Raw genomic sequence first — 24,805 nt, forward strand, 5'->3', positions numbered from 1 at the left:
CGGGTCAGGGGCTGGTCAGGGGGGCCTGGTCGTCGACGAGGGCGACCGCGCGCGCCCAGCCGGCCCCGGCGCCGGCGACCTTCACGGGGAAGCAGGCCACCTGGAAGCCGTACGGGGCGGGCAGCTCCTCCAGGCCCGCGAGCCGCTCGATCTGGCAGTACTCCCGGTGGCGTCCGGCGACATGGGCCGGCCAGAGCACGGCCGCGTCCCCGGTGCGCCGGTACTCGGCGATGATCGTGGTGAACGGCGCGTCCAGGCTGAACGCGTCGGTGCCGACCACCCGGACGCCCGCGTCGAGCAGGAAGGCGATGGCGCTCGCGTCGAGGCCGACGAAGTCGGTGAAGTACCGGCTGGTGCCGGACCAGGCGGAGGCGCCGGTGTGCAGGAGCACGATGTCGGACGGGGCGAGCGGGTAGCCGATCCGGTCGAGTTCCTTGCGCAGGTCCGCCGCGTCCACCACACCCGCCTCGCGGCCCCGGACGTCCAGGACGACCCCGGGGGCGAGGAACCACTCCAGCGGCATCGCGTCGATGTGCCGGGGCACGCCGGTCCCGTACGTCGTCCGGGAGCCGTAGTGCGAGGGCGCGTCGACGTGTGTGCCGGTGTGGGTGGTCAGACTCAGCCGGTCCAGCGAGAGGAACTCGCCGTCGGGCAGGTCGTCGGGGTCGAACTCGATGTCGAAGTGGCGCCGCATCTCGTCGCGCATGTGCAGCGCGCCCTCGCGGGGGGACATCACCTCGTGGACCACCGGGTCCGGTTCGAACGAGCCGGCGTCCACCGGCGAGGACAGGTCAATGATGCGCACGGTCACCTCCTGGACGACCCGGCCAGCCTGGCCGCAGCCGCTCGGAAGGCATTGGAAGACCGCTCGACGACCGCGCGGCCGTCTCGAGCGGGATTCGACAGACGTGCGACGGGGGTGCGCCAGGGTCGGGCTTCGAGGACCGACACGCGGGACCGTCGCCGGGGAGGCCGTTCGTGAACAGCACCGACATCCAGCAGTTCTACGCCCGCCACATGCAGTTGCTCGACGGCGGTGCCGCCGAGGCGTGGGCCGGTACGTTCACGCCCGACGCCGAGTTCAAGGCCCCGTCGATGACGGAGCCCGTGCGGGGCCGGGACGGCATCGCCGCCGGGGCGCGGGCGGCGGTCGAGGGACGGGCCGCGGCCGGGGAGACGCACCGACACTGGGTGACCATGACGACCGCCCGGGACACCGGGGTCGGCATCGAGACGGTCTCGTACGTGCAGATCCTGGCGACCCCGCGCGGCGGCGCCCCGCGCGTGGAGCTGTCCTGTGTGATGCGCGACCGGCTGGTCCGGCGGGACGGCGAACTGCTCGTGGCGGAGCGGCACATCACCCGGGACGACCGGCCGGCGCACTGACCTCGACCCGGCTTCGAGCCCTCGTCAGTAGCGTCCCGGCATGACTCCTAGGACTGTGATCATCACTGGTGGGGGCACCGGAATCGGCCGTGCGACGGCCCGTCGCTTCGCGGGGCGGGGAGACCGTGTCCTGGTCGTGGGCCGCACCGCCGCCGCCCTCGACGAGACGGCCGAGGGCCACGAGAGCATTCGCACCCTGGTCGCGGACATCACCGAGCCGGGGGCCGGCGAGGCGGTGGTGGAGGCCGCGCTGCGGGCGTTCGGACGGCTGGACGTGCTGGTCAACAACGCCGGGACCGGCTCCTTCGCACCGCTCGCCAAACTCGACCGGGCCGCGACCGAGCACCAGGTCGCCGTCAACCTGATCGCCCCGGCCTTCGTGGCGCAGGCCGCGCTGGACTCCCTGGAGGCGACCGGCGGCACCATCGTCAACGTCAGCTCGGCCGGCTCGCTGGGCATCCAGGGGTTCCCCGACAACTCGGTCTACTGGGCGACCAAGGCCGCGCTGAACCACTTCACCCGCACCTGGGCCGTCGAACTGGCGCCGCGCGGCATCCGGGTGGTGTCCGTCGCCCCCGGCGTGACCGACACCGGCATCGGCGAACGCGTCGGCATGTCCGCCGAGGAGTACCAGGGCTTCCTGGGCCAGCTCGCCGAGCGCATCCCCCTCGGCCGGGTCGCCACCCCCGAGGACGTGGCCTGGTGGATCACCGCCCTGGCCGACCCCGAGGGCCGCTACATGACGGGCGCGGTCGTCCCGGTCGACGGCGGCCTCTCCCTGACCTGACGGCTCCTTTCCCGGGCCGCTCCCGCCAGGCGGACCATCGGACGGCACGGGCGGCCGGGCAGTCGGACTGCACGAGCGGCCCGGACAGTACGGGCGGCACGGGCAGTACGGGCGGCACGGACAGTACGGGTGGCACGGGCAGTACGGGCAGTACGGGCAGCCGGACTGCACGGACGGCGCGAGCAGCACAGGCGGCACGGACGGCACGGACGGCCGGGACAGCCGGACGGCACGGGCGCCACGGACGGCCGACGGCCGGGACAGCCGGACGGCACGGGCGCCACGGACGGCCGACGGCCGGGGCAGCCGGACTGCACGAGCAGCATCAGGCGGCACGGGCGGCCAGACCGCACAGGCGGCAGGGTGACGGGCAGCCGGGGCGGGCCGGTGGCGGGCAACCGGACCGCACGGACGGCACGGGCGGCCAGACCGCACAGGCGGCAGGGTGACGGGCAGCCGGGGGGGCCGGTGGCGGGCAGCCGGACCGCACGGACGGCACGGGCGGCACGGGCGGCCAGACCGCACAGGCGGCAGGGTGACGGGCAGCCGGGGGGCCGGTGGCGGGCAGCCGGACGGCACGGGCAGCCGGGCGGCCGGTGGCCGGGGCGGGCTGGGCCGGCCCCGCTGAGGGCCCGGGCCGCCGCCCCGTGCCGCGCGGGGTGCCGGGGCCTCGCCGCCGCCCGGCCCTCACGGACAGCTGGACCGCGCACCGACGGGCCGCACCTCGATGAGGTGCGGCCCGTCGACGTGTGGGCCCTGGAGCGGCGGCTCAGACGCCGTCGTGCTCCACCCTGCGGTGCCGCACCAGCCAGCCGCCGTCGCCGTGCGGTACCAGTTCGTCCTCGCACACCGCGCTCAGGTGCAGTCTGGCCGGTCCTCCGGACGGGGTGATCAGGACCTGGGCGTAGCAGCGGGTGTTCAGGGAGCCGTCGGGCCCGGGTGCGACGGTGAGCATGGAGAAGACGTGCCGCCGCTGCTCCGGGGTGTCCGCCGTCCGCTCCAGGTTGCGGCGTACGGCGGCGGCGACGGCGTCCCGGCCGCGCAGGGGCTCGGGGGCGATGTTCTGCGCGAAGACGCCGTCCTCGGTGAACGTACGGGCCCACTCCTCGGCCCGCCGCTCGTCGAGGAGCCGCATCTGCCGGGCGTAGAACTGCTGCACGGCGACATACGTCTCGGCGGGGACGGGCTCGGTGCCGCGCAGCCGCTCGGCGTGGTCGGCCGCGCGGCGCAGGGTCGTGAGGCTGTTGCGGCCGAGGGCGTCGCGGATCAGGGTGCGGGCGGCGGCCACGTCCGCCGTCGGGCCGAGGACGGTGGTGACGGCGTCCGGCGCGATCCGTACGGTGTGCCGGGAGGTGACGGTGCAGCCCTTGTCGTCCTCCTCGAAGATCCACTCGCCGGTGTGGGCGGCCATCAGCGCGGGTGTCTGGATCTGCTTGTAGACGATCCGCTCGGCGGGGAAGCAGACGCGCACCGAACGCGTGGTGTGGGTCGCGCCGTCCGCGGTGAGCGTGTCCATCTCCAGGATCTGCTCGTTCGGGGTGTCCTCGGTGAGGACGACCCGGGCGACGTGCGGCAGCCGCTCCGTCCAGCGGTCGGCCGCGCGGACGAACTCGTACGCGTCCTTCGCCGAGCCCTCGACGCGCACGCTGTCGTCGAACGTGAAGGTGAGCTCCGGGTCAGCGTCCTCCACGCCCCGGCGCAGGGCCTCCAGTTCGGACCCGGTGTTGGTGTCGATGGCCCGGCGGATCCACTCGACGTGCTCGGGGTCGTCGTCGACGGCGGTGAACGCGTGGGTGAACCGCACCCGGGTGCCCCGGTCGCCGAGCGGCTCCAGCAGCCACTCGCCGCTCATGCTCCGTACCGGCGCCCGCGACTCCTCCTGCCGGAACGTCACCCGCAGTCCGGCCCGGTCCAGCTCACGGCGCGAGGTCCAGCACTTGACCTCGTCGTTGGCCGTCGCCCAGATCCTCAGCCGCTCCTGCCGGTCGTCGCCCTCCAGTCGCTCGACGTGCACGCTCGGCGGGAAGTGCACCGGCCAGCGGGAGGCCTCGGCGACCAGGTCGAACACGGCCCCGGCCGGGGCCCGCACCTCGATCTCGTGGACGGTGGTGTGCTCGGTCTCCTCCGGCATGGCTCTCCTCAGTAGTTTCCCAGCCCGCCGCAGACGTTGATCGCCTGCGCGGTGACGGATGAGGCCGCGTCGGTCAGCAGATAGCCGACCATGCCCGCCACCTCGTCGGGCGTGGTGTAGCGGCCGAGCGGGATCTTGGCCTGGAACCGGTCGAGCACCTCCTCCTCGGTGGTCTCCCAGGCGGCGGCGTAGCCCTGCCGGACCCGCACCGCCATGGGCGTCTCCACATAGCCGGGGCACACCGCGTTGACCGTGATCCCGGACTTGGCCAGCTCCAGCCCGAGAGCCTTGGTGAAGCCGACGACCCCGTGCTTGGAGGCGGAGTAGGGGGCGCCCAGCACCACGCCCTGCTTGCCGCCGGTGGAGGCGATGCTGACGACCCGGCCCCAGCTCCCCTCGCGCATCCGGCCGGTGGTCAGGGCGGCGCGGGTGATGCGGAAGACGCTGTCCAGGTTGGTGGCCATCACGTCGTCCCACAGCTCGTCGGCGATGGTGTGCGTGGGGCCGCCGCCGCTGCGGCCGGCGTTGTTGACGAGCACCTCGACGGGCCCGTAGCGCTCGACCGCGGCGGACATCAGCGCCTCGATCTCCGCGACCTCCCGTACGTCGCAGGCGGCGCCGTCCACGTCGTGGCCCTCGGCGCGCAGCTCCTTGACGGTGAGCGCGACCCGGTCGGCGTCCCGGGCGCAGAGGAACACGCGGTGGCCGACGGCGGCCAGGGACCGGGTGACGGCGAGGCCGATCCCGCTGGTGGCACCGGTGACGACGGCGACCCGGCTGGTGGGTGAGGACATGCTCCGATCAGCCCTTTCGCGTGCAGAACTCGGTGATGGACTCGACGACGTAGTCGAGCATTTCTTTGGTGAGCCCCGGATAGACGCCGATCCAGAAGGTGTCCTCCGTGACGGTGTCGCAGTTGACCAGCTCGTCCACGATCCGGTAGCGCACGTCCTGGTAGGCGGGATGGCGGGTGATGTTCCCGCCGAACAGCCGGCGGGTGCCGATCCTGCGGGCCTCCAGGAAGTCGACGAGGTCCCTGCGGGTGAAGCCCGCGTCGGGCAGCACGGTCAGGGCGAAGCCGAACCAGCTGGGGTCGCTGCCCGGGGTGGCCCGCGGCAGCAGCAGTCCGGGCACGTCGGCCAGGCCGTCGCGCAGCCGCTGCCAGTTGTGCCGCCGGGCCGCGCCGAAGTCGTCGACCTTCTTCAACTGGCTGAGGGCCAGGGCGCCTTGGAGGTCGGTGGCCTTCAGGTTGTAGCCGACGTGGGAGAAGATGTACTTGTGGTCGTAGCCGGCCGGGAGGGTGCCGAGCTGGTAGTCGAACCGCTTCAGGCAGGTGTTGTCCGTGCCCGGCTCGCACCAGCAGTCCCGGCCCCAGTCGCGCATCGACTCGACGATCCGGGCCAGTTCCAGACTCGCGGTGAGGACGCAGCCGCCCTCGCCGGCGGTGATGTGGTGGGCGGGGTAGAAGCTCACCGTCGACAGGTCGCCGAAGGTACCGGTGAGCCTGCCCCCGTAGGTGGAGCCGACGGCGTCGCAGTTGTCCTCGATGAAGAACAGATCGTGCCGGCGGGCCAGTTCCGCGACCTCGGCGACGGGGAACGGGTTGCCGAGCGCGTGCGCGATCATGATGAGCCTGGTGCGCGGGGAGATCGCCGCCTCGATCTGGGCCAGGGAGGCGTTGTAGGTGCCCAGTTCGACGTCCACGAAGACCGGTGTCAGACCGTTCTGGACGAGCGGGTTGATGGTCGTGGGGAACCCGGCGCCGACCGTGATGGCCTCGTCGCCGGGGCGCAGCCGCAGTTCCTTCAGCTTCGGCGAGGTGAGCGCGCTGACCGCCAGCAGGTTGGCCGACGATCCCGAGTTGACCATGTGGGCCTTGCGCAGCCGGAAGTAGCGCGCGAAGTCGCTCTCGAACTTCCGGGTGCGCGCCCCGGCGGCGATCCGCATCTCCAGGGCCGCCTCGACGAGCGCGCCCCGGTCCTCCTCGTCGAGGACAGCGCCCGAGGACAGGATCGGTGTCACCCCGGGTTCGAAGCCGCGCGGTTCCTGCTCCTTGTGGTATTTACGCGCCAGTTCCAGCACCAGCGCCTTGGTGTCCGTCACGTCTGGATCCCTCACCCTCGGTCGTGGACTGAGCCGTGCGTGCCGTGCTCGGCGACCAGCCGCTCCAGCACCGGAACGACCTCGTTGGGACTGGGCACCGCGAGCAGTTCCTCCTGGAGCCGGCGGGCGCCGTCCGCGAACGACGGCTCGCCGATCAGCCGCTGGACCTGCTTGCGCAGGACGTCCGGAAGCAGATCCGCGCTCGGCACGCACAGACCGGCGCCGATGTCCTCCAGACCGCGCCCCATGACCTCGGTGTCCCAGCCGAAGGCCAGGATCAGCTGGGGCACGGCGTGCAGTTCGGCCGTGGCCTTGGTGCCGACGCCGCCGTGGTGCACGATCGCGTCGCAGGTGGGCAGCAGGTCGTTGAGCGGGACGAAGTCGACCAGGCGTACGTTGTCCGGCAGATCCTTGGCGGCCTCGCGGGTCGCCTCGTCGACGGTCGCGACGATCTCCGCGTCCAGCTCCGCGAGATGGGCCAGCAGCTCGGCCATGTCGACGCCGACGTCGGAGGCCGAGGAGCCGAGCGTCACACAGACGCGGCTGCGCCCGGGGTCGGCCCGCAGCCAGTCCGGCACCACCGCGGGGCCGTTGTACGGCACATGGCGCACCTGCACGGTCGGCAGCTTCAGGTCGAGCTGGGTGCTGGGCGGTGTGGTGTTGACGGTCCACTGGCCGGTGACCATGTCCTCGTCGAACCCGGCGTCGGAGCCCAGCCGTCGCAGGGTGCGCTCCAGCCACTCGGCGGTGGGGTCCTCGCGGTGCTCCGGCTCCTGCTCGGCAGCCAGCCGCAGGAACTCCTTGCGGGCCCGGACGCTGATGTCCGGGCCCGAGACCAGCCGGCAGTGCGCCGCGCCCGTCACCCGGGCCGCGATGGCCCCGGCCAGGGTGAACGTCTCCCAGACGACGAGGTCGGGCTGCCAGGAGCGGGCGAAGTCCACCAGGGCGTCGACCATGGTGTCGTTGTTGAGCGCGCCGTAGAGCGTGGGCACCATGATGTTCTCCAGCGCCAGCAACTGCTCGTAGTCCCACGGGTGTTCGCCCCGGGCGGCGTAGTCGAAGCCCTGCACATGCGCCGAGGCCTCGTCGTGGAGCTTGCCGAGCAGCCCGAGGTCCTCCAGGGCGCCGAGCGACCACTCCACGGGGACGGCGGTCAGTCCCGTGCCCGTGATGACGTCGGTCAGCTCGGGCTGGCTGGCGATCCGCACCTCGTGGCCCGCGGTGCGCAGCGCCCAGGCGAGCGGTACGAGCGGGTAGTAGTGGGTGTGGTGGGCCAGTGAGGTGAACAGAACCTTCATCGCGTCTCCTCCTCGCCGATGCGGGCCGGCAGCCTGACCAGGCGCCGGGTCAGGGGCGCCCGCCGCCCCCGCACCACCTCCCCGCCCGGCCGCACCCCCGGGAACCGCGCGGCCAACGCCACCAGCCCGTACTCGGCGACCGCCCGAGCGGCCGGGAGCAGGGTGGCGCAGGCGGGCACGGGGAGGGGCGCCGGGGCACCGCTGGTCCTGGTGTCCTCGGCGAGCACGGTGATCGCGCCGGGTTCGCCGGCACCGCCGGCGCCGGCGCCTCGGCCGGTGTTGAGGGCCTCGGCGGTGCCGACTGTGCTGGGGGGCTCGGCGGTGCCGGCTGTGCCGGCGGGCGCTGTAGCCCCGGCGGCCCGGCTGGCCCCGTCGACCCCGTCGACCCCGTCGATCCCGGCCGTCCCGGCGGTGGTGGTCGTGACGACGGTGACGCTGTCACCGGCCTCGATACGGACCCCGGCCACCTCGGCCGGCGCGAGGGCCACCAGAGGACAGGCCCGCCACGGCGGGCGCCGGTGCAGGACCTCCGCGACCAGCCGGGCCGCGTGCGCGGGGTCCGAGCGCAGCAGTTCCCACTCCCGAGGCCGGTCGAGGAGGCCGCGCAGGGCGTCGCCGAGCAGGTCCGCGGCGGCACGGGCCCCGGCCACCGCGAGGACCAGGTCCGCCTCGGCGTGGGCGCGCCCGGCGAAGAGTTCCCGCAGCCCGCGTACGCCCGCAGCCAGTCGCCGCGTCGTGTCCAGCGTCTGCGGACAGAGCAGCGCGTCCACCGCCGGTGCCGCCGCCGCGAGGTCGGCGGCGAAGGCCGCGCGCCGCTCCTCGGGGACGTCCAGGATCACGGCGTACGCGGCCGCGGTCAGCGGCTCGGCGAAGTCGCCCACCAGGTCGACCGGGCCCGGACCGAGCCGCGCCGCGGCCTGCCCGGCCTGCTCCCGCAGCGATGCGGCCGACCTCCCCACGGCCCTCGTCCCGCCCCGCCGCGCCAGGTCCCGGGCGAGTCCGGTCGTCCGCTGCCGCTCCGGGTCGGGCAGCCAGGCCTCCGCCTGCGGCACCACGGCCGACACCGCGGGTTCCGCGCCGGCGAACAACTCCCGCACCGCCGCCGGGCCGGTGACGACCCAGGTGTCGAGCCGGCTGCGCCACACCGGCCCCCGCTCCGCGATGGAGGCGAGAGCTCCCCCCGCGTCGTCCTCGCCGCTCTCGAATCCCCGTACCAGCCGGGCATACGGGTCACCCGCCCCCGGTACGAACGGCTCCGCGTTGATCGCGTAGAGCCACTGTGCCGCGTGGACGAGTTGCAGTTCGCGCCCCAGGGCATTCGTCGCCGCCGTCACCCCGCCACCTCCGTCATCCGATTACCTCGGCAAGGTACGGGGCCGAATTAGAAGAACACTCGAACTGCCGTTTTCCGTATCCACCGTTCCTCAAGCAGTGCTTGATCTCCCGGTCGTACGGTGTGGAACCCACTGGACTCCCGCAAGGTGATGAGGATCCCTATGCCAGAGCACCGTCAGCAACGGGCGCTCCGCATGGGCGTGATCGGCACGGCGAACATCGCGATACGCCGGATCATGCCCGTGCTCGCCGCGCACGACCACGTCGACCTCGTCGCGGTGGCCAGCCGGGACAAGGCCCGTGCCGAGCGAGTGGGGGCCGCTTTCGGCTGCGCCGGCATGGGCGATTACGCGGCGCTCGTCGAGCGGGACGACCTTGACGCCGTCTATATTCCGCTGCCGCCCGGTATGCATCACGAGTGGGCGCTACGGGCTTTGCGTTCGGGAAAGCACGTGCTGGTCGAGAAACCGATGTCGGACACGTACGAGAAAACTCTCGAGCTGATGTCGACCGCCTCGGAACTCGGACTCGTGCTCGCCGAGAACTTCATGTTCCTGCACCATTCCCAGCATGCTGCGGTACGCGCGATGCTGGACGAGTCCGTGGGGGAACTGCGCCATTTCTCGGGGTCGTTCGCGGTGCCGCCGCTGGCCCCGGACTCGTTCCGCTACCAGCCGGCCCTGGGCGGAGGCGCGTTGCTCGACGTCGGGGTGTACCCCCTACGGGCGGCCCAGCTCTACCTCACCGGCGAACTCGACGTCCTCGGCGCGTGTCTGCGCGTCGACGAGACGACCGGCGCCGATGTCGCCGGCAGCGTGCTGCTGAGCGACGACCGGGGCGTGACGGCCCAGCTCGACTTCGGCTTCGAGCACTCCTACCGCTCGACCTACGCCCTGTGGGGCAACCGGGGCCGGGTGAGCGTCCGGCGCGCCTTCACACCCCCCGAGCAGCTCAAGCCCGTGGTCAGGATCGAACAGCAGGACGTGGTCACGGAGCGTTCCCTCCCCGAGGACAACCAGGTCTACAACGCGATGAACGCCTTCGTCCGAGCGGCCCTCACGGGCGGCGGCCCTTTGGCCGACATGTCGGCGATCCGCCGCCAGGCCTTCCTGGTGGACCGTGTCCGCCGCGCGGCCCGTCTCATCGGCGATCCGAAGTCCCCTCCGCACGACGCCCTGGCGATGGACATGGGCTTGAGCTGACGCCCTGCTTTTTGCCTTTAGGGGCGCGGGGCTGCGTCGATTTGCGGCTCCGCCGCGTGGGCGCGAACAACCCCCACCGCCCCGCACCCGCCAACGACACCGCGCCCCGCCAAATCCTCAGGCGGGGCGCGAAGCCATTTCCGTCAGCGGTCAAGCACCCGACGCAAAACCCCCTCAAGCGCCCGCCCCGCATCAGCAACCGCCTCATCCGTACGCCAAGCCACAATCCCGTCCGGCCGCACCAGACTCGCCCCCGCCTTCCCAATGCCATACCGCTCGGACACCAAGCTCTCGGGATCAGTCAGCCCAGCCCCGACCCGATACGCCCGCACAGGCACCCCCAGCTCCACCGAGACCGCCTCCGCCGCAGCGACCCAGTCCGCCCCCAACTCCCCCACCAGCAACGTCCACCCGTCACCGAACAGATCAACCGTGGACAGCCGCTCCCCATGCCGCGACACCAGGACATGCGGCCCACGGAAGCCAGGCCGCCCACTCGGCGTCAACGGATTCTCCACCCGCGCCGGATCGTCGTCCGCGGCCAGCACCGCAGAGGACCGGTACCGGAACCCGAGCAGCGTCTCGGCATACCCCACCGACTTGTCCCACACCTCCGCCATGTGCGGAGCCATCCGCTGCGCGTAGATCGCCAGCGCCTCGGCCACGACCAGCTCCGCGGCGACCTTGCGCTCGTCCTCGTACGTCCCGAGCAGCCCCGCCCCGGCCTGCCCCTGCAGCACCGCCGCGAGCTTCCAGGCCAGGTCGAACCCGTCGGCGACGGCCGCGTTGCCGCTCATGCCCCCGGTCGGCGGGGTGACCTTCGCCGCGTCCCCGACCAGGAACACCCGCCCCTCGCGCCAGCGCTCCGCGATGCGGGCCGCCATCTCCCAGCCCTGGATGTCGACGAGCTCGGGCTTCACCTCGGGGGCGTCCAGGGCGAGGCCGATGAGTTGGACGCAGCGCTCCGGGGTGAAGTCCTCGGGACTCTCGCCCTTGTCGGGGTCGTACTCGACGAAGAGGGTGTGCCGGTCGGGCCGGTCCGTCGGACCGAACGTGCCCGTGAACTCCGGGTGGTGGAGGTAGTACCAGCCGGTCGTGCCCGGCTCCATGATCCCGGAGAGGTCGGCGTCGAAGATGACCCCGACCATGTGGGTCAGCGTGCCGTGCCCGTACCGCTCGATGCCCAGCGACTCCCGCACCAGGCTGCGGTTGCCGTCGGCGGCCACGAGGTATCCGGCGCGCAGGTCGTACTCACCGTCGGGCCCCGCGAGCCGGGCCGTGACACCGTCGTCGTCCTGGCGGAACGACAGCAGCCGGGTGTCGAAGCGGATGGAGCCGCCGTGCCCCCGGGCCTGCCCGAGCAGGATCGGCTCCAGCTTGTCCTGGGACAGCATCGCCCAGCCGGCCGGTGTGCAGGGCTCGGTGGCGGCGACCATGTCGTCGAAGCTCTCCGAGACGGTCCGCAGGATCTCGCCCCGCACGCTCTGGGCGAGCCGGATGACGAAGTCGCCCTGGGTGCCGCGGATGTCGTCGGCCCGGACCACCTCGTCCGCGACGCCCCCGATGCGCAGCAGTTCCATGGTCCGCGGGTTCTGCCCGGCGGCCCGCGGATAGGGCGAGAGGCCCGGCCTGCGCTCCACCACGAGCACCCGGACGCCCTGCCGGGCGAGGAACATCGCCGTCGACAGGCCCCCGAGGCCCGCACCCACCACCAGTACATCGACCTCGTGGTCGTTCATGTTGCTCCTCTCTCGTCGTTCGCTTCGTTCTCTGGGGTCCTTGCGCGTCGGCCGGTTCACACCAGGACGCCGACGAACAGCCCCCGGCCCGACGGGGCCTCCGGCAGGTACTCGACCTCGAAGCCCGCCTCGCGGAAGGCCTGTTCGTACTCGGCGCGGCTGAACAGGGAGATGATGTGGGTGTCGACGAAGTGCTGGGCGCCGGCGCCGGGTTCGGCGACCACGAAGTGCACGTCCATGTGCGAGGTACGGCCCCGGCGGGCGGAGTGCGAGACCCGGGAGACGGTGACGCCGTCGACGGCGACGATGTCGGCGGAGACATGGCCGTCGGCGAACGTCTCGTAGAACCACCACGGGTCGACGACGGCGACCCCGCCCGGTTCCAGGTGCCGGGCGAACATCGTCAGCGCCTGGCCCAGTTCGGCGACCGACGTCATATAGCCGACGGAGCCGAACATGCAGGTCACAACATCGAAGGTGGCGCCGAGGCGGAAGTCGCGCATGTCGGCGGCGTGCACGCTCACCCCGGGCAGCGCGGCCCGGGCCTCCTCGGCCATCGGCGCGGACAGCTCCACTCCCTCGACATGCTCGAAGAGGTCGGCGAAGTGCCGCAGATGCCCACCGGTGCCGCACGCCACGTCCAGCAGCCGCCCGGCCCCCGGCCTGCTCCGCCGGGCCGCGGCGGCGACCGCCTCGGTCTCGGCCCGGTAGTCCTTGCCGCGCTCCCGGTGCACCAGGTCGTAGACCCGCGCGAGGTCCGCCCCGTACATCGTCTCTCCCGCCCGCTGCTCGTCCGCCACGGTCAGACCGCCGAGCGGGTGTGGGCGAGGATGACCTCGGCGAGCGGCCCGTGGACCGAGGACGGCAGGGCGTGCCCCATGCCCGGGATCTCCACCACCGTTGCGCTGGGAATGAGCCCGGCGAGGTGCTTGCCGTGCGGCGCGGGGGCGATCGGGTCGTGCTCGGCCTGGATGACCAGGGTCGGCACGGTGACATCGCGCAGCTCGGCGGCCCGGGCCGGCGGCGGCAGGGTCAGCGAGTAGTGCGCGTACGGCTCGGCGAGGGCACCCCCCGCGTGGTCGATCGCCCGCTCCTCCCACCGCGCGTACTCGGCGTCGTCGAACGGCACGCCCGTGCCGGAGAGGATGCGCCACTTGCTGACGCGCTTGGCCACCTCGGCGGCGCGTCCCTCGGCCGGCTGGTTCATCAGGGCGAGCGCGTCCAGGAACGGCTGCTGGGGCCCGGGCAGGCCGTCCAGCGTGGGTTCGCCGCGCATCACGCGCTCGATGTTGGCGTCGAAGTCGATGTCGAGGCCGCCGCCGAGCAACATGGTCAGGCTGCTCAGCCGGTCGTGGTGGTCGAGCGCGACGACCTGGGTGATGGTCGCCCCCATCGACAGGCCGACCACATGGGCCCGGTCGACGCCCCAGCCGTCGAGGACGGCGACCGCGTCGGCGGCCAGCTCACCGAAGCCGTAGGGGTGTTCGGCGAAGTCGCGGGTGGTGGAGCGGCCGGTGTCGCGGTGGTCGTAGCGGATGACGTGGAGGCCGCCGTCGGCGAGCCGCCGGGCGAACTCGTCGGGCCAGCCGAGGGCGGAGAGGTTGCCACCCATGACGAGCAGCAGCGCCGGGTCCGCCGGGTCGCCGAAGTCGTCGCTCCACAGCTCGACGTCCCCGCTCGGCACGATGCGTTCGGACATGTGTCTACTCCTGTGCTGGGAGGGCTTCGGAGGCCGGGGCGGCTTCCTCGGACACGGCCGTGAACTCGAGGATCGAGAAGTCGAACGGGAGGGTCGTGGAGCCGCTCGTGCGCTCCGAGGCCAGGGCGAGACCGGCCGACGCGGCCAGGGCCACGACCTCGTCCCGGGTGCGCACCCGTCCGCCCATGAACGTCAGCATCCGCAGGTCGAGCAGGGTGCTGAAGAACCGGTCGGCGCCGTCGCCCTCGACATCGGCGCGGTCGAGGACCAGGACCTTCCCGCCCGGCTCCAGCGCGCTGACGCACCCGCGCAGGATCGTCAGGGCGTCCTCGTCGGACCAGTTGAGCAGGACGAACGACAGCAGGACGACGTCGGCGGTGACGGGCAGCGGTTTGAAGAAGTCGCCCTCCGCCACCGCGACCCGGTCGGCCAGACCGGCGTCGGCGAACCTGCGCCGGGCGCGCTCGGCGGGGCCCGCGAGTTCGAGCAGGGTGCCCCGCAGATGCGGGGCCCGCAGGGCGATCGCCGCGAGGATGCCGCCGTTGCCGCCGCCCACGTCGAGGACGTGCCGGACCGCCGACCAGTCGTAGGCGTCGGCCGGGGCCTCGTAGGCCAGGTCCTCGTCGCAGGACATCAGCGCGTCGAAGGAGTCGGCCAGCGTCACGTCCGCCGAGAGGTCCTCCCAGAAGGGCCGCCCGTACCGCCCGGCGTAGGCGGGGCGGCCGGTGCGGACCACGTCGAGGAGCCCGGTGAAGGCCAGGTCGGCGTGGGAGACGGCCCCGTCGAGGTCCAGCCAGGCCCGCTGCTGGGCCGGATGGCCGTCGGCGAGGAGCATCCCGAGCCGGGTGGGGCGCAGCGGCTGGTCCGGTTTCTCCCCGCCCTCCAGGACACCGACGACACTCAGGTGCCGGACCAGGCGGGCGAGCGCCTGAGGGTGGGCGCCCGTGCGGTCGGCGAGGCCGGCGAGGGTGTCCGCTCCGGCCAGGAGATGATCGACCAGACGGAGCGTCGCGGCGACCCTCAGGGCCATCGGGGTCACCAGGTTGCCGAGGTTCTTCAGGAGTACGTCGAGGTCCTGGTCGGTCGGTTCCAGGGGTTCCCCGGGTGCGGAAGAGCTCACCGTGTTCCTTCCCTTGGGCGTCGGTGTTCCGGAGCGGAAGCGCTGCTCAGGGGTCCTTCCGAAGGACCTCTCAGGGGCGCCAGCCCTCCTCGGTGGGCCAGGGCTCGCCGAGCTGGCGGTAGGTGCCGAGATAGTCCGGCCAGTCGCGGTGGTCGCGGATCTTTCCGTCGACGATCCGGATGAGGTGGATCTGTTCGCCGGAGAACTTGCGCCCGGTGGCGGGCATTCCCACGAGTTCGCCCACCTGACGTCCGTACAGGGCGAGTTTCGCCCGCACCCAGCTGCCCTTCTCCTCGTAGCCGATCTCCTCCAGATGCGCGTCCTCGGAGAAAGTCAGCTTGAGCCACTTCACCGCGAGTGCGAACGCCTCGGGGCCGCGCAGTTCCGGCATGTGTTCCAGGGCGCCGGGATTGAGGTACTCCTCGTGGATGAACTCGGCGACGTCGTCCGTCTTTCCGGTGTTGTAGCTGTTCACCATGCGGCGAACAATGTCGATGCGATCGCTCACGGTCGGCACTCCTTGTCGGTCGTCGATGGAGTTCATCCTGACTTCCCCATCTCTCCGCAACAATCCTTTTCCGCACCGCCTCGACCCGTCGACAAGCCGGTTTCGAGCGGCCACCGAGCGCCTTCCGACTCACATTTCAGAGGGACGGGCCAGGGTGGTCGGGTCGGCTTTCGTCACCCGGAGGACCCATGGACAAGACGAAGTACAAATCGACGGTCACCGAGGCTTTCAACAATGCCGCGGCGACTTATGACCAGTTGGGCGTCGAGTTCTTCACACCGATGGGCCGGCGACTGGTGGAAAGGGCCGATCCGAGGCCCGGGCAGCGTGTTCTGGATGTGGGATGCGGCCGGGGCGCGTCCCTGTTCGTGGCGGCGGAGAGGGTCGGCCCGTCCGGCCATGTGCTCGGCATCGACATCGCTCCGGCCATGGTCGAGGAGGCCCGCCGGCAGGCCGCCGCGCTCGGCGCCCGGCAGGTGGAGGTCCGGGTCATGGACGGCGAGCACCCGGACTTCCCGCCCGCCTCCTTCGACGTGGTGACCGGAAGCTACAGCCTGATCTTCCTGCCCGACGCTCCCGCCGCGCTCCCCCGGTACGCGGCCCTGCTGCGGCCGGGTGGCCGGATCGCCTTCACCAGCCCGGTCTTCACGGAGGACACGTTCCCCTTCCTGCCGCCCGTGTTCACGGAACTGATCCCCGAGCGGCTGCTGCGCAACCTGCCGGCCGACTGGCGGCCGGACGCGCTGAAGCGGCGGTTCAACAGCTGGCTTCAGGACACCGGCGACCTGACCCGGACGATGATCGACGCCGGTTTCGAGGACGTGGAGATCGCCGACGAGCACATCGATCTGCGCGCGCCGGACGGCGAGACATGGGTCGACTGGTCCCACACCCAGGGAATGCGCTTGCTCTGGCAGCACCTCCCGGAGTACGAGAACCGGCAGTTGCGCCACCGTCTGACCACCGAGCTGGACCGGCTGCGGGGCGAGGGCCCGCTCCATCTGCCCACCCCGGTCCGCTTCGTCAGCGCGTCGATCGCGGACTGAGCGGACGGGAGCGGACCGAGGCGGCTTCGGGCGGCCGCCACGGAGCACGTGGAGCCCGGTCCACCCCTCGGACCGGGCTCCACGTGGTGTCAGTAGACGCGCACCGCGCCGGAGGACGACATGCGCACGATGTCCCCGGTGGGCCTGCGGAGGTTGCCCTGCGCGTCGATCGACTCCGCGTTGAGGATGGAACGGTGCAGCTCCTGGGCCATCGGACCGGGTTCGAGACCGAGATGGTTCACCAGGTTGACCCGCAGGCGCTGGAAGAGCTCCAGGGCCTGCGCCCGCCGGCCGTTGAGGTAGAGGGCCCGCATGTACTGGGCGTGCAGGCCCTCGTGGTACGGGTTGTCGGCCGTCAGGGCCGCGAGCTCGGTGAGCACCTCGCGGTACATGCCGAGCCGCAGCTGGGTGTCGACGAGGTACTCCAGGACGACCAGCCTGGACTCCTCGAACTGCTGGCGCCGGCCTTCGAGGATCCGGCCGGCGACGACGTCCACCAGTGCGGGTCCGCGCCAGAGCTGCAGCGCGCTGGAGAGGGTGGACAGCGCGGTGCTGTCGTCCCCCGACGACAGCGCCCGGCGCCCGTCCGAGACGAGCTGATGGAACCGGTGGACGTCCAGATCCCCCTGGGTGGTCCGGAAGAGGTAACCGCCGGACCGGGTCACGAGGATCTCGGAGGCGACCTGACGGGCGGTCATTCCCGTCGCGGACGCCAGTAACTTGCGCAGGTTGAGGATGTAGGTCTGCAGCGTGGTCAGGCAGCTGACCGGAGGCTCCTCGTCCCAGAGTTCGCGTATCAGTGACGACACGGGGACCACCTGGTCGGCGTGCACCAGCAATGTGGCCAGAACGCTTCTCATCTTTGGTGCGCTCGGAGTGTGCAGATCACCTTCGACCTGCACGGAAAGTGGGCCTAAAACACCCAGCTTCACGACGTTCCCCCATAGATCGCAGAAAGCTACTGGTCTACCGAGCCCCAACGCCTCAGGCGGTTCACAAGTTCCCCACAGGGAGAACAGAATGTCGCCAGAAAGGAAAGCGCTGTCAGCGCCGGAATTTTCGTTGCGTGGGCAACAAACCGGTTGTGCAATCAACGAACGGCCCTGGTGCGACGGGCGCCGCCGAATGAATCAAGCCACCTTCAGCAGCGTATTCACGACGGCCAGAAACCCGGCGGGGGTCGTCACCTCGGAAAGATCCTCTTCGGGGATCTCCACGTCGTACTCGCGCGAGACCCGGGCCGCGGTCTCCAGAAGGGCCAGCGAATCGTACCCGAGGTCTGTGAATTCCATGTCAACTGCGTTTTCCGCGCTGGTTACGGACTCCTCTTCCCCCGCGCACTCACGCAGGATGGCAAAGAGTTTCTCGCTCGTCAGTGCCGCCACGACGGTTCTTCCTCCCCTTGCGGTCGATACCTCTCGTTCCTTCGGTGCCAGGCCGTCAGGGTCAACAACGGCCATGAAGTGCACCCTATGCAGGTTTGGAAGGAACAGACTCGAGAACCGATCGAGCGGACTTGAACAGAAGGTGACCATGGCGGTCTCACCTCGTATCGCGGTCGATATCGGCGGGGCGATTGTTGTCCGCCGGGAGACTCCCGGCCTACTGTCGCGGAGAATGCCCAGACTAAGGAGGAGCCAGTGAAAGGAATTGTGCTGGCAGGCGGCTATGGCAGCCGTTTACACCCGATCACCCTGGCTGTTTCGAAGCAGTTGCTTCCCGTCAACGACAAGCCGTTGATCTACTACCCTCTGTCGGCGCTGATGCTGGCCGACGTCCGGGACATCCTCATCATCGCCCTGCCCGGCGACATCCCTCAGCTGCGCCAACTGCTGGGCGACGGCAGCCACTTGGGGATCTCCCTGACCTACGCCGAACAGCCCGTTCCCAATGGACTGGCGCAGGCGTTCCTCACCGGGGCCGACCACATCGGCGACGACTCGGTCGCCCTCGTCCTCGGTGACAACATCTTCCACGGAAACGGTTTCTACGATCTCCTGGACGTGCACTCCCGGGACCTCGACGGCTGTGTCCTCTTCGGATATCCGGTCACCGATCCCGAGCGCTACGGCGTGGGCGAGGTCGACGAATCAGGCCGGCTCGTCTCCCTGGAGGAGAAGCCCGAAAAACCCCGCTCGAATCTCGCCATCACCGGGCTCTATCTCTACGACAACGACGTCGTGGAGATCGCCCGCGGAATACGCCCGTCGGCCCGCGGCGAACTGGAAATCACCGACGTCAACCGGACCTATCTCGAACAGGGCCGAGCCAAACTCGTCACCTTCGGCCGCGGTTTCGCCTGGCTCGACGCCGGCACCCCGCAGTCCCTCCTCCAGGCCGGCCAGTACGTCCAGACCCTGGAGGACCGCCAGGGCGTCCGCATCGCCTGTCTCGAAGAAGTCGCCCTGCGCATGGGCTTCATCGACGCCGACGCCTGCCACCGCCTCGGGGCGAAACTGTCCCGCTCGGGATACGGCGAGTACGTCATGGCGGTGGCGAACGAACTGAGCGTGTGACCGACCCGGGGCGACAGCTCTGGATCCGGTCAGGGCCGGGGGCGCTGCCCCCGGCCTGATCTCGTCCCGGCCTCTCACTCCCCATCGAGCAGGGCCAGTTGCTCATCGTCGAGGGCGATCTCCCCCGCCGCCATGTTGGCCCGCAGATGGGACAAGGAAGCCGTGCCCGGGATGGGCAGCAGAGCCGGGGAGCGGTGGAGCAGCCAGGCGAGGGCCACTTGGGTCGTGGTCGCACCCGTCTGCTTCGCCACCCGGGCGAGGGCGCTGTCGGGGGCCGGCCGGGCTGTACCGGCGAGCGGCTTCCAGGCGATGAAGGCGATGCCCTCGCGTTCGCAGTGGTCGAGTTCCTTCTCGTAGCGCCGGTCGTAGAGGTTGTACTTGTTCTGGACGCTCACGATGCGGGCCACGGCGCGGGCCTGCTCGATCTGTTCCACCGTCACCTCGGAGAGGCCGATGTGGCGGATCTTCCCCTCGTCCTGGAGCTGTTTCAGCGCCCCGACCTGGTCCTCCAGCGGCACCTGGGGATCGACCCGGTGCAGCTGGAAGAGCTCGATGCGCTCCAGCCGCAGTCGGCGCAGGCTCAACTCCGCTTGCTGGCGGAGGTAGTCGGGGCGGCCCAGCACCCGCCACTGGTGGGGGCTGGGCCGGACCTCACCGGCCTTGGTGGAGACGACCAGGCCCGGCGCGTAGGGGTGGAGCGCCGACGCGAGCAACTCCTCGTTGGCGCCGAGCCCGTAGACGTCGGCGGTGTCGATGAACGTCGCGCCGAGTTCCACCGCGCACCGTGCCACCTCGGCGGCCTTGTCCGGCCGGGTCGGCGGGCCCCAGTGGTGGGGTCCCGTCAGCCGGAGCGCCCCGAAGCCGAGCCGGCCCACGGTGAGGTCGCCTCCCAGGGTGATGTGTGTACCGACGGCTCGGCCGGGTCGCACGGTGACGGTTTCCTTTCAGCCGGGGATCAGGGAAGCCGGACGGAGAGCGGGTGCTGGAAGACGCCGCGGGGGTCGTACTTCGCCTTGACCTTCTGCAGGCGGCGGTATCCGTCCTTGTAGTAGAGGGTGTGCCAGGGCACGTCCGAGGTGTTCCAGCGCGGATCGGCCAGGTCGGTGTCGGGATAGTTGATGTAGCAGCCGTCGTGGTCGTCGTTCGGCACGGGCACTCCGCCGGTGTCGCGGAACACGTCCCGGTACAGCTCGCGGATCCAGTTCAGGTGCACGTCGTCGAGGCCCGGATCCATCCAGGTCGCGGAGAACCACGCCTTGAGGATCGAGTCCCGCTGCGGCACCGCGGTGGCCCCGGGCGCCACGGTGTTGACCTTCCCCCCGTACGAGTAGAGGTCCACGGCGCCCCACCCCTCGAACGCCGGGTCGGTCAGATGCTTGTGGACGGTCTTGATGCGCTCGGGCGTCCAGGACCGCCTGAGATAGGCGCTCTTCGACTTGTGCCGGTCGTACCCGCCGGTGTCGAACCGTGCCCCGAGGGTCGCCTGGAGCCAGAGGTCGTCGGTGTGCTCGACGGCCGGCTCCAGTCCGGTCCCCGCGTTGACGGCGGCGACGTACCGCTCGATCAGCTCGGCCGCGTCCGCCCGCCCGCCGTCGAAGCGGATGTCCAGGGAGATGGAGCCGATCGCGTGGGTGTTGAGGTGCAGGGTGCTGTAGAGGCTGCCGTAGCGGGCGTCGGCGTGGTTCTGCTCGTACCACTTGCTGAAGTTGGTGACGAGCCGGGTGAACTTGGCCAGGTCGAGATCGGCCCACGACCAGGTCACATAGGTGGAGCGCAGCCGGGTGGGCGGCTTGGGCAGCAGGCCCGCGGGGTCGTCGCCCGAGGCGCCGGGCGTACGGAACAGATAGCGGGTGACGATGCCGAAGTTGCCGCCGCCGCCCCCGGTGTGCGCCCACCACAGGTCGTGGTGGGGATCGTCCCGCTCACGGGTGGCGGTGAGGGTGCGGGCCTTGCCGTTGGCGTCCACCACCACGACCTCGACGCCGTACAGATGGTCGACGACCGTGCCGTCACGACGGGTCAGCGGCCCGTATCCGCCACCGGCGACATGCCCGCCGGCCCCGACCTGCGGGCAGACCCCGGCGGGCAGGGTCACACCGTAGTCGTAGAACAGCGTGCGGTAGACCTCGCCCAGGGTCGCCGCGGGCTGTACGGCGAACGCCCGGTGCTCCTTGTCGAAGTAGACCGCGCGCATGGGCGAGGTGTCGATGAGCACGCGCACGTCGCGGTGGTCGGCGAAGTTCTCGAAGCAGTGCCCGCCGCTGCGGACCGCGATCCGCTTCCCGGCCGCCACGGCGTCCGTGACGACCTGGTCGATCTGCTTCGGCGTGTGGACCACGTGCACCAGGTCCGGCGCCCCGACGAAGCGGGCGTTGAATCCCCTGCTGACCAGTTCGCCGTACCGCGGGTCGGCGGCGGCGACCGTCGTGACCGGCGACTCCGGCACGCACACATTGGCCCTGGCCCTGGCCCGCGCGGCCTCGGCCGGTGCCGCGGCGGCCCCCGTGGTGGCGACCGCCGCGGCACCGGCCCCGGTCGTTCTCAGAAATCCGCGACGACTGAATCCGCCCATGGCACAACACCCAACCCTTCGATGAGAAACGAGTGGGTGGAACGGCACGATGACGCGTCCCCCCTCACGGCACGGCCCCCTGCCGTCCGCGCGCGGGACCCGGGTCGAACCGGGTCCTCGACCGACGCGCACTCCCCCGAGCATCGCCGTAGCCGCCGCCTCACCTTCAGGCGTCGGACACCCCTCAGTCCTGTGCGGGCTCCTGTGGCTCCAGCACGATGACGGGGATCTTCCGGTCGGTCTTCTTCCGGTAGCTCTTGTACTGCGGAAAAATCACGGTCATCGCCTCCCACAGGCGATCCCGTTCCCCCTCTTCCGCCTCCCTGGCGACCGCCTCGAACGTGTCCGCGGCCACCTGCACTCGCACCCGCGGCTCCGCCAGCAGGTTGAGATACCAGTGAGGATGATGGTCGGATCCGCCGTTGGACCCGACCACGACGTAGTTGCCCTGATCCTCCCCGTAGATCAGTCCGGTCCGCCGCAGCGCCCCCGAGCTGCGTCCCCGCGTGGTCAGCAGCAGCGTGGGCTTGCCGTACCAGATGTGCCCCTTCGAACCCTCGCTGGCCACGTATCGACGCACATGCGTAGCGACCCAGCCGGTCGGGCTGTCGAGCACCTCGTCCTGTTCGTGCATGCACTCACTCCGTCCGTCGGTGGGCACAACGTACCACCGGATACTCCAATTTGAGTATCACCCAGCACTCCCCCTCAAATCACGTGATTCGAGGGGGAGTTGTGCTGAGCAACTGCTTCCGGCTGCCCTGACGGACGCGGTAAGAGCATGCTGCGCCGGGGCGGCCTCACGCAACGAGTTCCGGACACCGGCCGTCGCTCTCGACCACGTCTCGAGTCGGCCTCGACCGGCCGCCGGGCGCCGTGCGGACGGGCTCTAGAAGGGGAACCCGCTGCGTCCGTGCTGCACCGAGATCCACTTGGTCGTGGTGAAGGAGTCCAGCATGGTGTCGCCGTTGAGCCGGCCGATGCCCGAGTGCTTCTCGCCACCGAAGGGGACGATCGGCTCGTCGTGGACGGTGCCGTCGTTCACATGGAACATGCCCGTGTCGATCTGCTGGGCGAACGCGACGCCCCGCTCGATGTTCCCGGTGTGGACGGCACCGCTCAGGCCGTACGGGGTGTCGTTGACGAGGCGTACGGCCTCCTCCTCGCCGTCGAACGGGACGAGGAACGCGACCGGGCCGAAGACCTCCTGCTTCAGCAGGGCAGAGTCGGCCGGCACATCGGTCAGCACGGACGGCTCGACCAGGTTGTCGGTGCGCCCGCCGCGCACCAGGGCCGTGGCGCCCTCGGCGAGGGCCTGCTCGACCACGCCGGAGACGGCGTCCGCCTGCGAGGAGTTGATGACCGGGCCGATGACGGTCTCGGGGTCGCGCGGGTCGCCCGCCTTGAGGGTCTTCACCTTGGCGACGAACTTCTCGGTGAACTCGTCCGCGACCGACCGGTCGACCAGCACACGGTTGGCGGCCATGCAGACCTGGCCCTGATGGACGTACCGGCTGAAGACGGCCGCGTCCACCGCGTAGTCGATGTCGGCGTCGTCGAGGACCACCAGCGCGCTGTTGCCGCCCAGTTCGAGCACGGAGCGCTTGAACAGCCGGGCGCAGACGGTCGCCACGTGCCGGCCGACCGCGTCGGAGCCGGTGAAGGAGATGACCTTGGGGACCGGGTGCTCGATGAAGGCGTCGCCGATCTCCGCGATGTCGGTGATGACGACGTTCAGCAGACCGCCGGGCAGCCCCGCGTCCTCGAAGATCTTCGCGACCAGGGAACCGCCGACGATCGGGGTGTTCTGGTGCGGCTTCAGCACCACGGCGTTGCCGAGCGCGAGCGCCGGGGCGACGGACTTCAGCGACAGCAGGAAGGGGAAGTTGAAGGGGCTGATCACGCCCACGACACCGACCGGCACGCGGTAGACGCGGTTCTCCTTGCCGTCCACCGGCGAGGGGATGATCCGGCCCTCGGGGCGCAGCGCCAGATGGACCGCCTCGCGCAGGAACTCCTTGGCGAGGTGCAGCTCGAAGGCGGCCTTCAGCCGGGTGCCGCCGAGCTCGGCGATGATGGCCTCGGAGATCTCCGCCTCGCGCTCCTCGATCAGGCGCAGGGCCTTCTCGAAGACGCCGCGGCGGGCGTACGGATTGGTCGCCGCCCACTGCTTCTGGGCCCGGGCCGCGGCCCGGTACGCCTGATCGACCTCGTCAACCGTGGCTATGGTGATCGACGCGAGCTTCTCGTCGTCGTACGGATTGAAGTCGATGATGTCCCAGGAGCCGGTACCCGGGCGCCACTCACCGTCGATGTACTGCTGTGCAAGGTCGGTGAAGTAGGACGACGACATGTGATCCCTCGATCCCTAAGCAGACCTCTGATCGCTTCTTCACGATCTGATCACACGTCATCGTACTTGCGTTTGAAGCGAGTTGGAGGAGTCCTTCAGGAGAGTTGAGGAACCTTCAGGAAAGCTGCCCCTTCAGGAAAGCTGGAGGAGCCCCCGGAGAAGATCCCGGCTCTCCGAAGGGCCCGGGCTGTCGCTCTGGAGTTCCTTGAGCGCCTTCTCGTACTGGGCGACGTCCTCCGCCTTGTCGAGGTACAGCGCGCTGGTGAGCTGCTCCAGATAGACGACGTCCGAGAGGTCGGACTCCGGGAAGCTGAGGATCGTGAACGCGCCACTTTCGCCGGAGTGGCCGCCGAGGCTGAACGGCATGACCTGGAGCCGCACATTGGGCCGCTCGGAGATGTCGATGAGGTGCTGGAGCTGGCCGCGCATCACCTCGCGGTCGCCGTAGGGGCGGCGCAGGGCGGCCTCGTCCAGGATGATGTGGAAGTCGGGAGCCCGCTCGTCGACGAGGTACTTCTGCCGCTCCAGACGCAGCGCCACCCGCCGTTCGACGTCGGCCTCGCTCGCGCCCTGCATGCCCCGCCGGACCACCGCGTGCGCGTACGCCTCGGTCTGCAGCAGGCCGTGCACGAACTGCACCTCGTACGCCCGGATCAGGGAAGCGGCGCCCTCCAGGCCGACGTAGGTCGGGAACCAGCTGGGCAGCACGTCCGAGTAACTGTGCCACCAGCCCGCGACATTGGCTTCCTTCGCCAGGGACAGCAGGGAGGCGCGCTCCTGCTCGTCCGTGATGCCGTACAGCGTGAGCAGGTCCTCGACGTCCCTCGTCTTGAAGCTCACCCGGCCCAGCTCCATCCGGCTGATCTTCGACTCGGAGGCGCGGATCGAATATCCCGCCGCCTCGCGCGTGATGCCCCGCGCCTCACGCAGACGCCTGAGTTGTGATCCGAGCAGCATGCGCCGCACCACCGATCCCGGCTCTCCCGCGCTCACGTTCGCCAGCCTCCCCA

The 24,805-nt window shown here is 70.7% G+C and carries 23 protein-coding genes; 5 read left to right on the forward strand and 18 right to left on the reverse strand.

The window, feature by feature from the left end; translation table 11 throughout:
- Window positions 1-4 precede the first annotated feature (4 nt).
- Entirely contained in the window at window positions 5-805 is an 801-nt protein-coding gene (locus tag KJK29_RS16130; RefSeq protein ID WP_215119863.1) for a cyclase family protein, read from the reverse strand.
- 173 nt (window positions 806-978) lie between these two features.
- Between KJK29_RS16130 and KJK29_RS16135 the strand changes: the two genes are divergently transcribed.
- Together KJK29_RS16135 and KJK29_RS16140 are read left to right on the forward strand one after the other, a co-directional pair.
- The gene (locus KJK29_RS16135; RefSeq protein WP_215119864.1) at window positions 979-1,386 is read left to right on the forward strand and encodes a nuclear transport factor 2 family protein; all 408 of its coding nucleotides are present in this window, start codon (window positions 979-981) and stop codon (window positions 1,384-1,386) included.
- 55 nt (window positions 1,387-1,441) lie between these two features.
- Complete coding sequence (locus tag KJK29_RS16140) at window positions 1,442-2,173, forward strand: SDR family NAD(P)-dependent oxidoreductase (protein WP_215124304.1); 732 nt, start codon at window positions 1,442-1,444, stop codon at window positions 2,171-2,173.
- Window positions 2,174-2,942: 769 nt separating this feature from the next.
- On the opposite strand, the gene KJK29_RS16145 is transcribed toward KJK29_RS16140, so the two are convergent.
- Genes KJK29_RS16145 through KJK29_RS16165 form a run of 5 tightly spaced genes read right to left on the reverse strand, consistent with a single transcriptional unit; the run spans window position 2,943 to window position 9,039 of the window.
- Complete coding sequence (locus tag KJK29_RS16145) at window positions 2,943-4,304, reverse strand: nuclear transport factor 2 family protein (protein WP_215119865.1); 1,362 nt, start codon at window positions 4,302-4,304, stop codon at window positions 2,943-2,945.
- A gap of 8 nt (window positions 4,305-4,312) precedes the next feature.
- Complete coding sequence (locus tag KJK29_RS16150) at window positions 4,313-5,098, reverse strand: SDR family NAD(P)-dependent oxidoreductase (protein WP_215119866.1); 786 nt, start codon at window positions 5,096-5,098, stop codon at window positions 4,313-4,315.
- A gap of 7 nt (window positions 5,099-5,105) precedes the next feature.
- On the reverse strand, window positions 5,106-6,407 hold the full coding sequence (gene rfbH, locus KJK29_RS16155) for a lipopolysaccharide biosynthesis protein RfbH (RefSeq protein WP_215119867.1): 1,302 nt from the start codon (window positions 6,405-6,407) through the stop codon (window positions 5,106-5,108).
- A gap of 11 nt (window positions 6,408-6,418) precedes the next feature.
- Window positions 6,419-7,705 (reverse strand): activator-dependent family glycosyltransferase, encoded by a 1,287-nt coding sequence (locus KJK29_RS16160; RefSeq protein WP_215119868.1) that lies wholly within the window; start codon window positions 7,703-7,705, stop codon window positions 6,419-6,421.
- Window positions 7,702-9,039, reverse strand: a complete 1,338-nt coding sequence (locus KJK29_RS16165) for a cytochrome P450 family protein (RefSeq protein ID WP_251057819.1) — start codon at window positions 9,037-9,039, stop codon at window positions 7,702-7,704. The genes KJK29_RS16160 and KJK29_RS16165 overlap by 4 nt, the downstream gene beginning before the upstream one ends.
- 162 nt (window positions 9,040-9,201) lie before the next feature.
- Here KJK29_RS16165 and KJK29_RS16170 point away from each other — a divergent pair, with 162 nt between their 5' ends.
- Window positions 9,202-10,242, forward strand: a complete 1,041-nt coding sequence (locus KJK29_RS16170) for a Gfo/Idh/MocA family protein (protein ID WP_251057820.1) — start codon at window positions 9,202-9,204, stop codon at window positions 10,240-10,242.
- A 143-nt stretch (window positions 10,243-10,385) separates the two neighbouring features.
- Here the strand turns inward: KJK29_RS16170 and rdmE are convergent, their stop codons facing one another.
- The 5 genes from rdmE to KJK29_RS16195 form a co-directional block, all read right to left on the reverse strand.
- Complete coding sequence (gene rdmE / locus KJK29_RS16175) at window positions 10,386-11,981, reverse strand: aklavinone 12-hydroxylase RdmE (protein ID WP_215119869.1); 1,596 nt, start codon at window positions 11,979-11,981, stop codon at window positions 10,386-10,388.
- Window positions 11,982-12,037: 56 nt separating this feature from the next.
- On the reverse strand, window positions 12,038-12,751 hold the full coding sequence (locus KJK29_RS16180) for a class I SAM-dependent methyltransferase (RefSeq protein WP_215124306.1): 714 nt from the start codon (window positions 12,749-12,751) through the stop codon (window positions 12,038-12,040).
- 32 nt (window positions 12,752-12,783) lie between these two features.
- On the reverse strand, window positions 12,784-13,680 hold the full coding sequence (gene rdmC, locus KJK29_RS16185; protein ID WP_215119870.1) for an anthracycline biosynthesis tailoring methylesterase RdmC: 897 nt from the start codon (window positions 13,678-13,680) through the stop codon (window positions 12,784-12,786).
- Window positions 13,681-13,684: 4 nt separating this feature from the next.
- Window positions 13,685-14,800: a methyltransferase gene (locus KJK29_RS16190; protein ID WP_215119871.1), complete on the reverse strand. Its 1,116-nt coding sequence runs from the start codon at window positions 14,798-14,800 to the stop codon at window positions 13,685-13,687.
- Between the two features lie 70 nt (window positions 14,801-14,870).
- Entirely contained in the window at window positions 14,871-15,308 is a 438-nt protein-coding gene (locus KJK29_RS16195; protein ID WP_193483074.1) for an ester cyclase, read from the reverse strand.
- Window positions 15,309-15,496: 188 nt separating this feature from the next.
- Here KJK29_RS16195 and KJK29_RS16200 point away from each other — a divergent pair, with 188 nt between their 5' ends.
- Window positions 15,497-16,354, forward strand: coding sequence for a class I SAM-dependent methyltransferase (locus tag KJK29_RS16200; protein WP_215119872.1), 858 nt, complete (start codon window positions 15,497-15,499; stop codon window positions 16,352-16,354).
- 89 nt (window positions 16,355-16,443) lie between these two features.
- On the opposite strand, the gene KJK29_RS16205 is transcribed toward KJK29_RS16200, so the two are convergent.
- Window positions 16,444-17,286, reverse strand: a complete 843-nt coding sequence (locus tag KJK29_RS16205; protein WP_435283828.1) for an AfsR/SARP family transcriptional regulator — start codon at window positions 17,284-17,286, stop codon at window positions 16,444-16,446.
- A 198-nt stretch (window positions 17,287-17,484) separates the two neighbouring features.
- Window positions 17,485-17,814, reverse strand: coding sequence for an acyl carrier protein (locus tag KJK29_RS16210; protein WP_321170415.1), 330 nt, complete (start codon window positions 17,812-17,814; stop codon window positions 17,485-17,487).
- Window positions 17,815-17,994: 180 nt separating this feature from the next.
- Between KJK29_RS16210 and rfbA the strand changes: the two genes are divergently transcribed.
- Window positions 17,995-18,870: a glucose-1-phosphate thymidylyltransferase RfbA gene (rfbA, locus tag KJK29_RS16215; protein ID WP_215119873.1), complete on the forward strand. Its 876-nt coding sequence runs from the start codon at window positions 17,995-17,997 to the stop codon at window positions 18,868-18,870.
- 74 nt (window positions 18,871-18,944) lie between these two features.
- Here rfbA and KJK29_RS16220 read toward each other — a convergent pair whose 3' ends face one another.
- From KJK29_RS16220 to KJK29_RS16240, 5 genes are all read right to left on the reverse strand, one after another.
- The gene (locus KJK29_RS16220; RefSeq protein WP_215119874.1) at window positions 18,945-19,799 is read right to left on the reverse strand and encodes an aldo/keto reductase; all 855 of its coding nucleotides are present in this window, start codon (window positions 19,797-19,799) and stop codon (window positions 18,945-18,947) included.
- 26 nt (window positions 19,800-19,825) lie between these two features.
- A complete protein-coding gene (locus tag KJK29_RS16225) occupies window positions 19,826-21,442 on the reverse strand; it encodes an FAD-binding oxidoreductase (protein ID WP_215119875.1) in 1,617 nt (538 codons plus the stop codon).
- 184 nt (window positions 21,443-21,626) lie between these two features.
- Complete coding sequence (locus tag KJK29_RS16230; protein ID WP_215119876.1) at window positions 21,627-22,076, reverse strand: nitroreductase family deazaflavin-dependent oxidoreductase; 450 nt, start codon at window positions 22,074-22,076, stop codon at window positions 21,627-21,629.
- 255 nt (window positions 22,077-22,331) lie between these two features.
- A complete protein-coding gene (locus tag KJK29_RS16235; protein WP_215119877.1) occupies window positions 22,332-23,795 on the reverse strand; it encodes an aldehyde dehydrogenase family protein in 1,464 nt (487 codons plus the stop codon).
- Between the two features lie 132 nt (window positions 23,796-23,927).
- Window positions 23,928-24,752, reverse strand: coding sequence for a helix-turn-helix domain-containing protein (locus KJK29_RS16240; RefSeq protein WP_215124307.1), 825 nt, complete (start codon window positions 24,750-24,752; stop codon window positions 23,928-23,930).
- Window positions 24,753-24,805 lie beyond the last annotated feature (53 nt).

The sequence above is a fragment of the Streptomyces koelreuteriae genome (assembly GCF_018604545.1).
GTDB lineage: Bacteria > Actinomycetota > Actinomycetes > Streptomycetales > Streptomycetaceae > Streptomyces > Streptomyces koelreuteriae.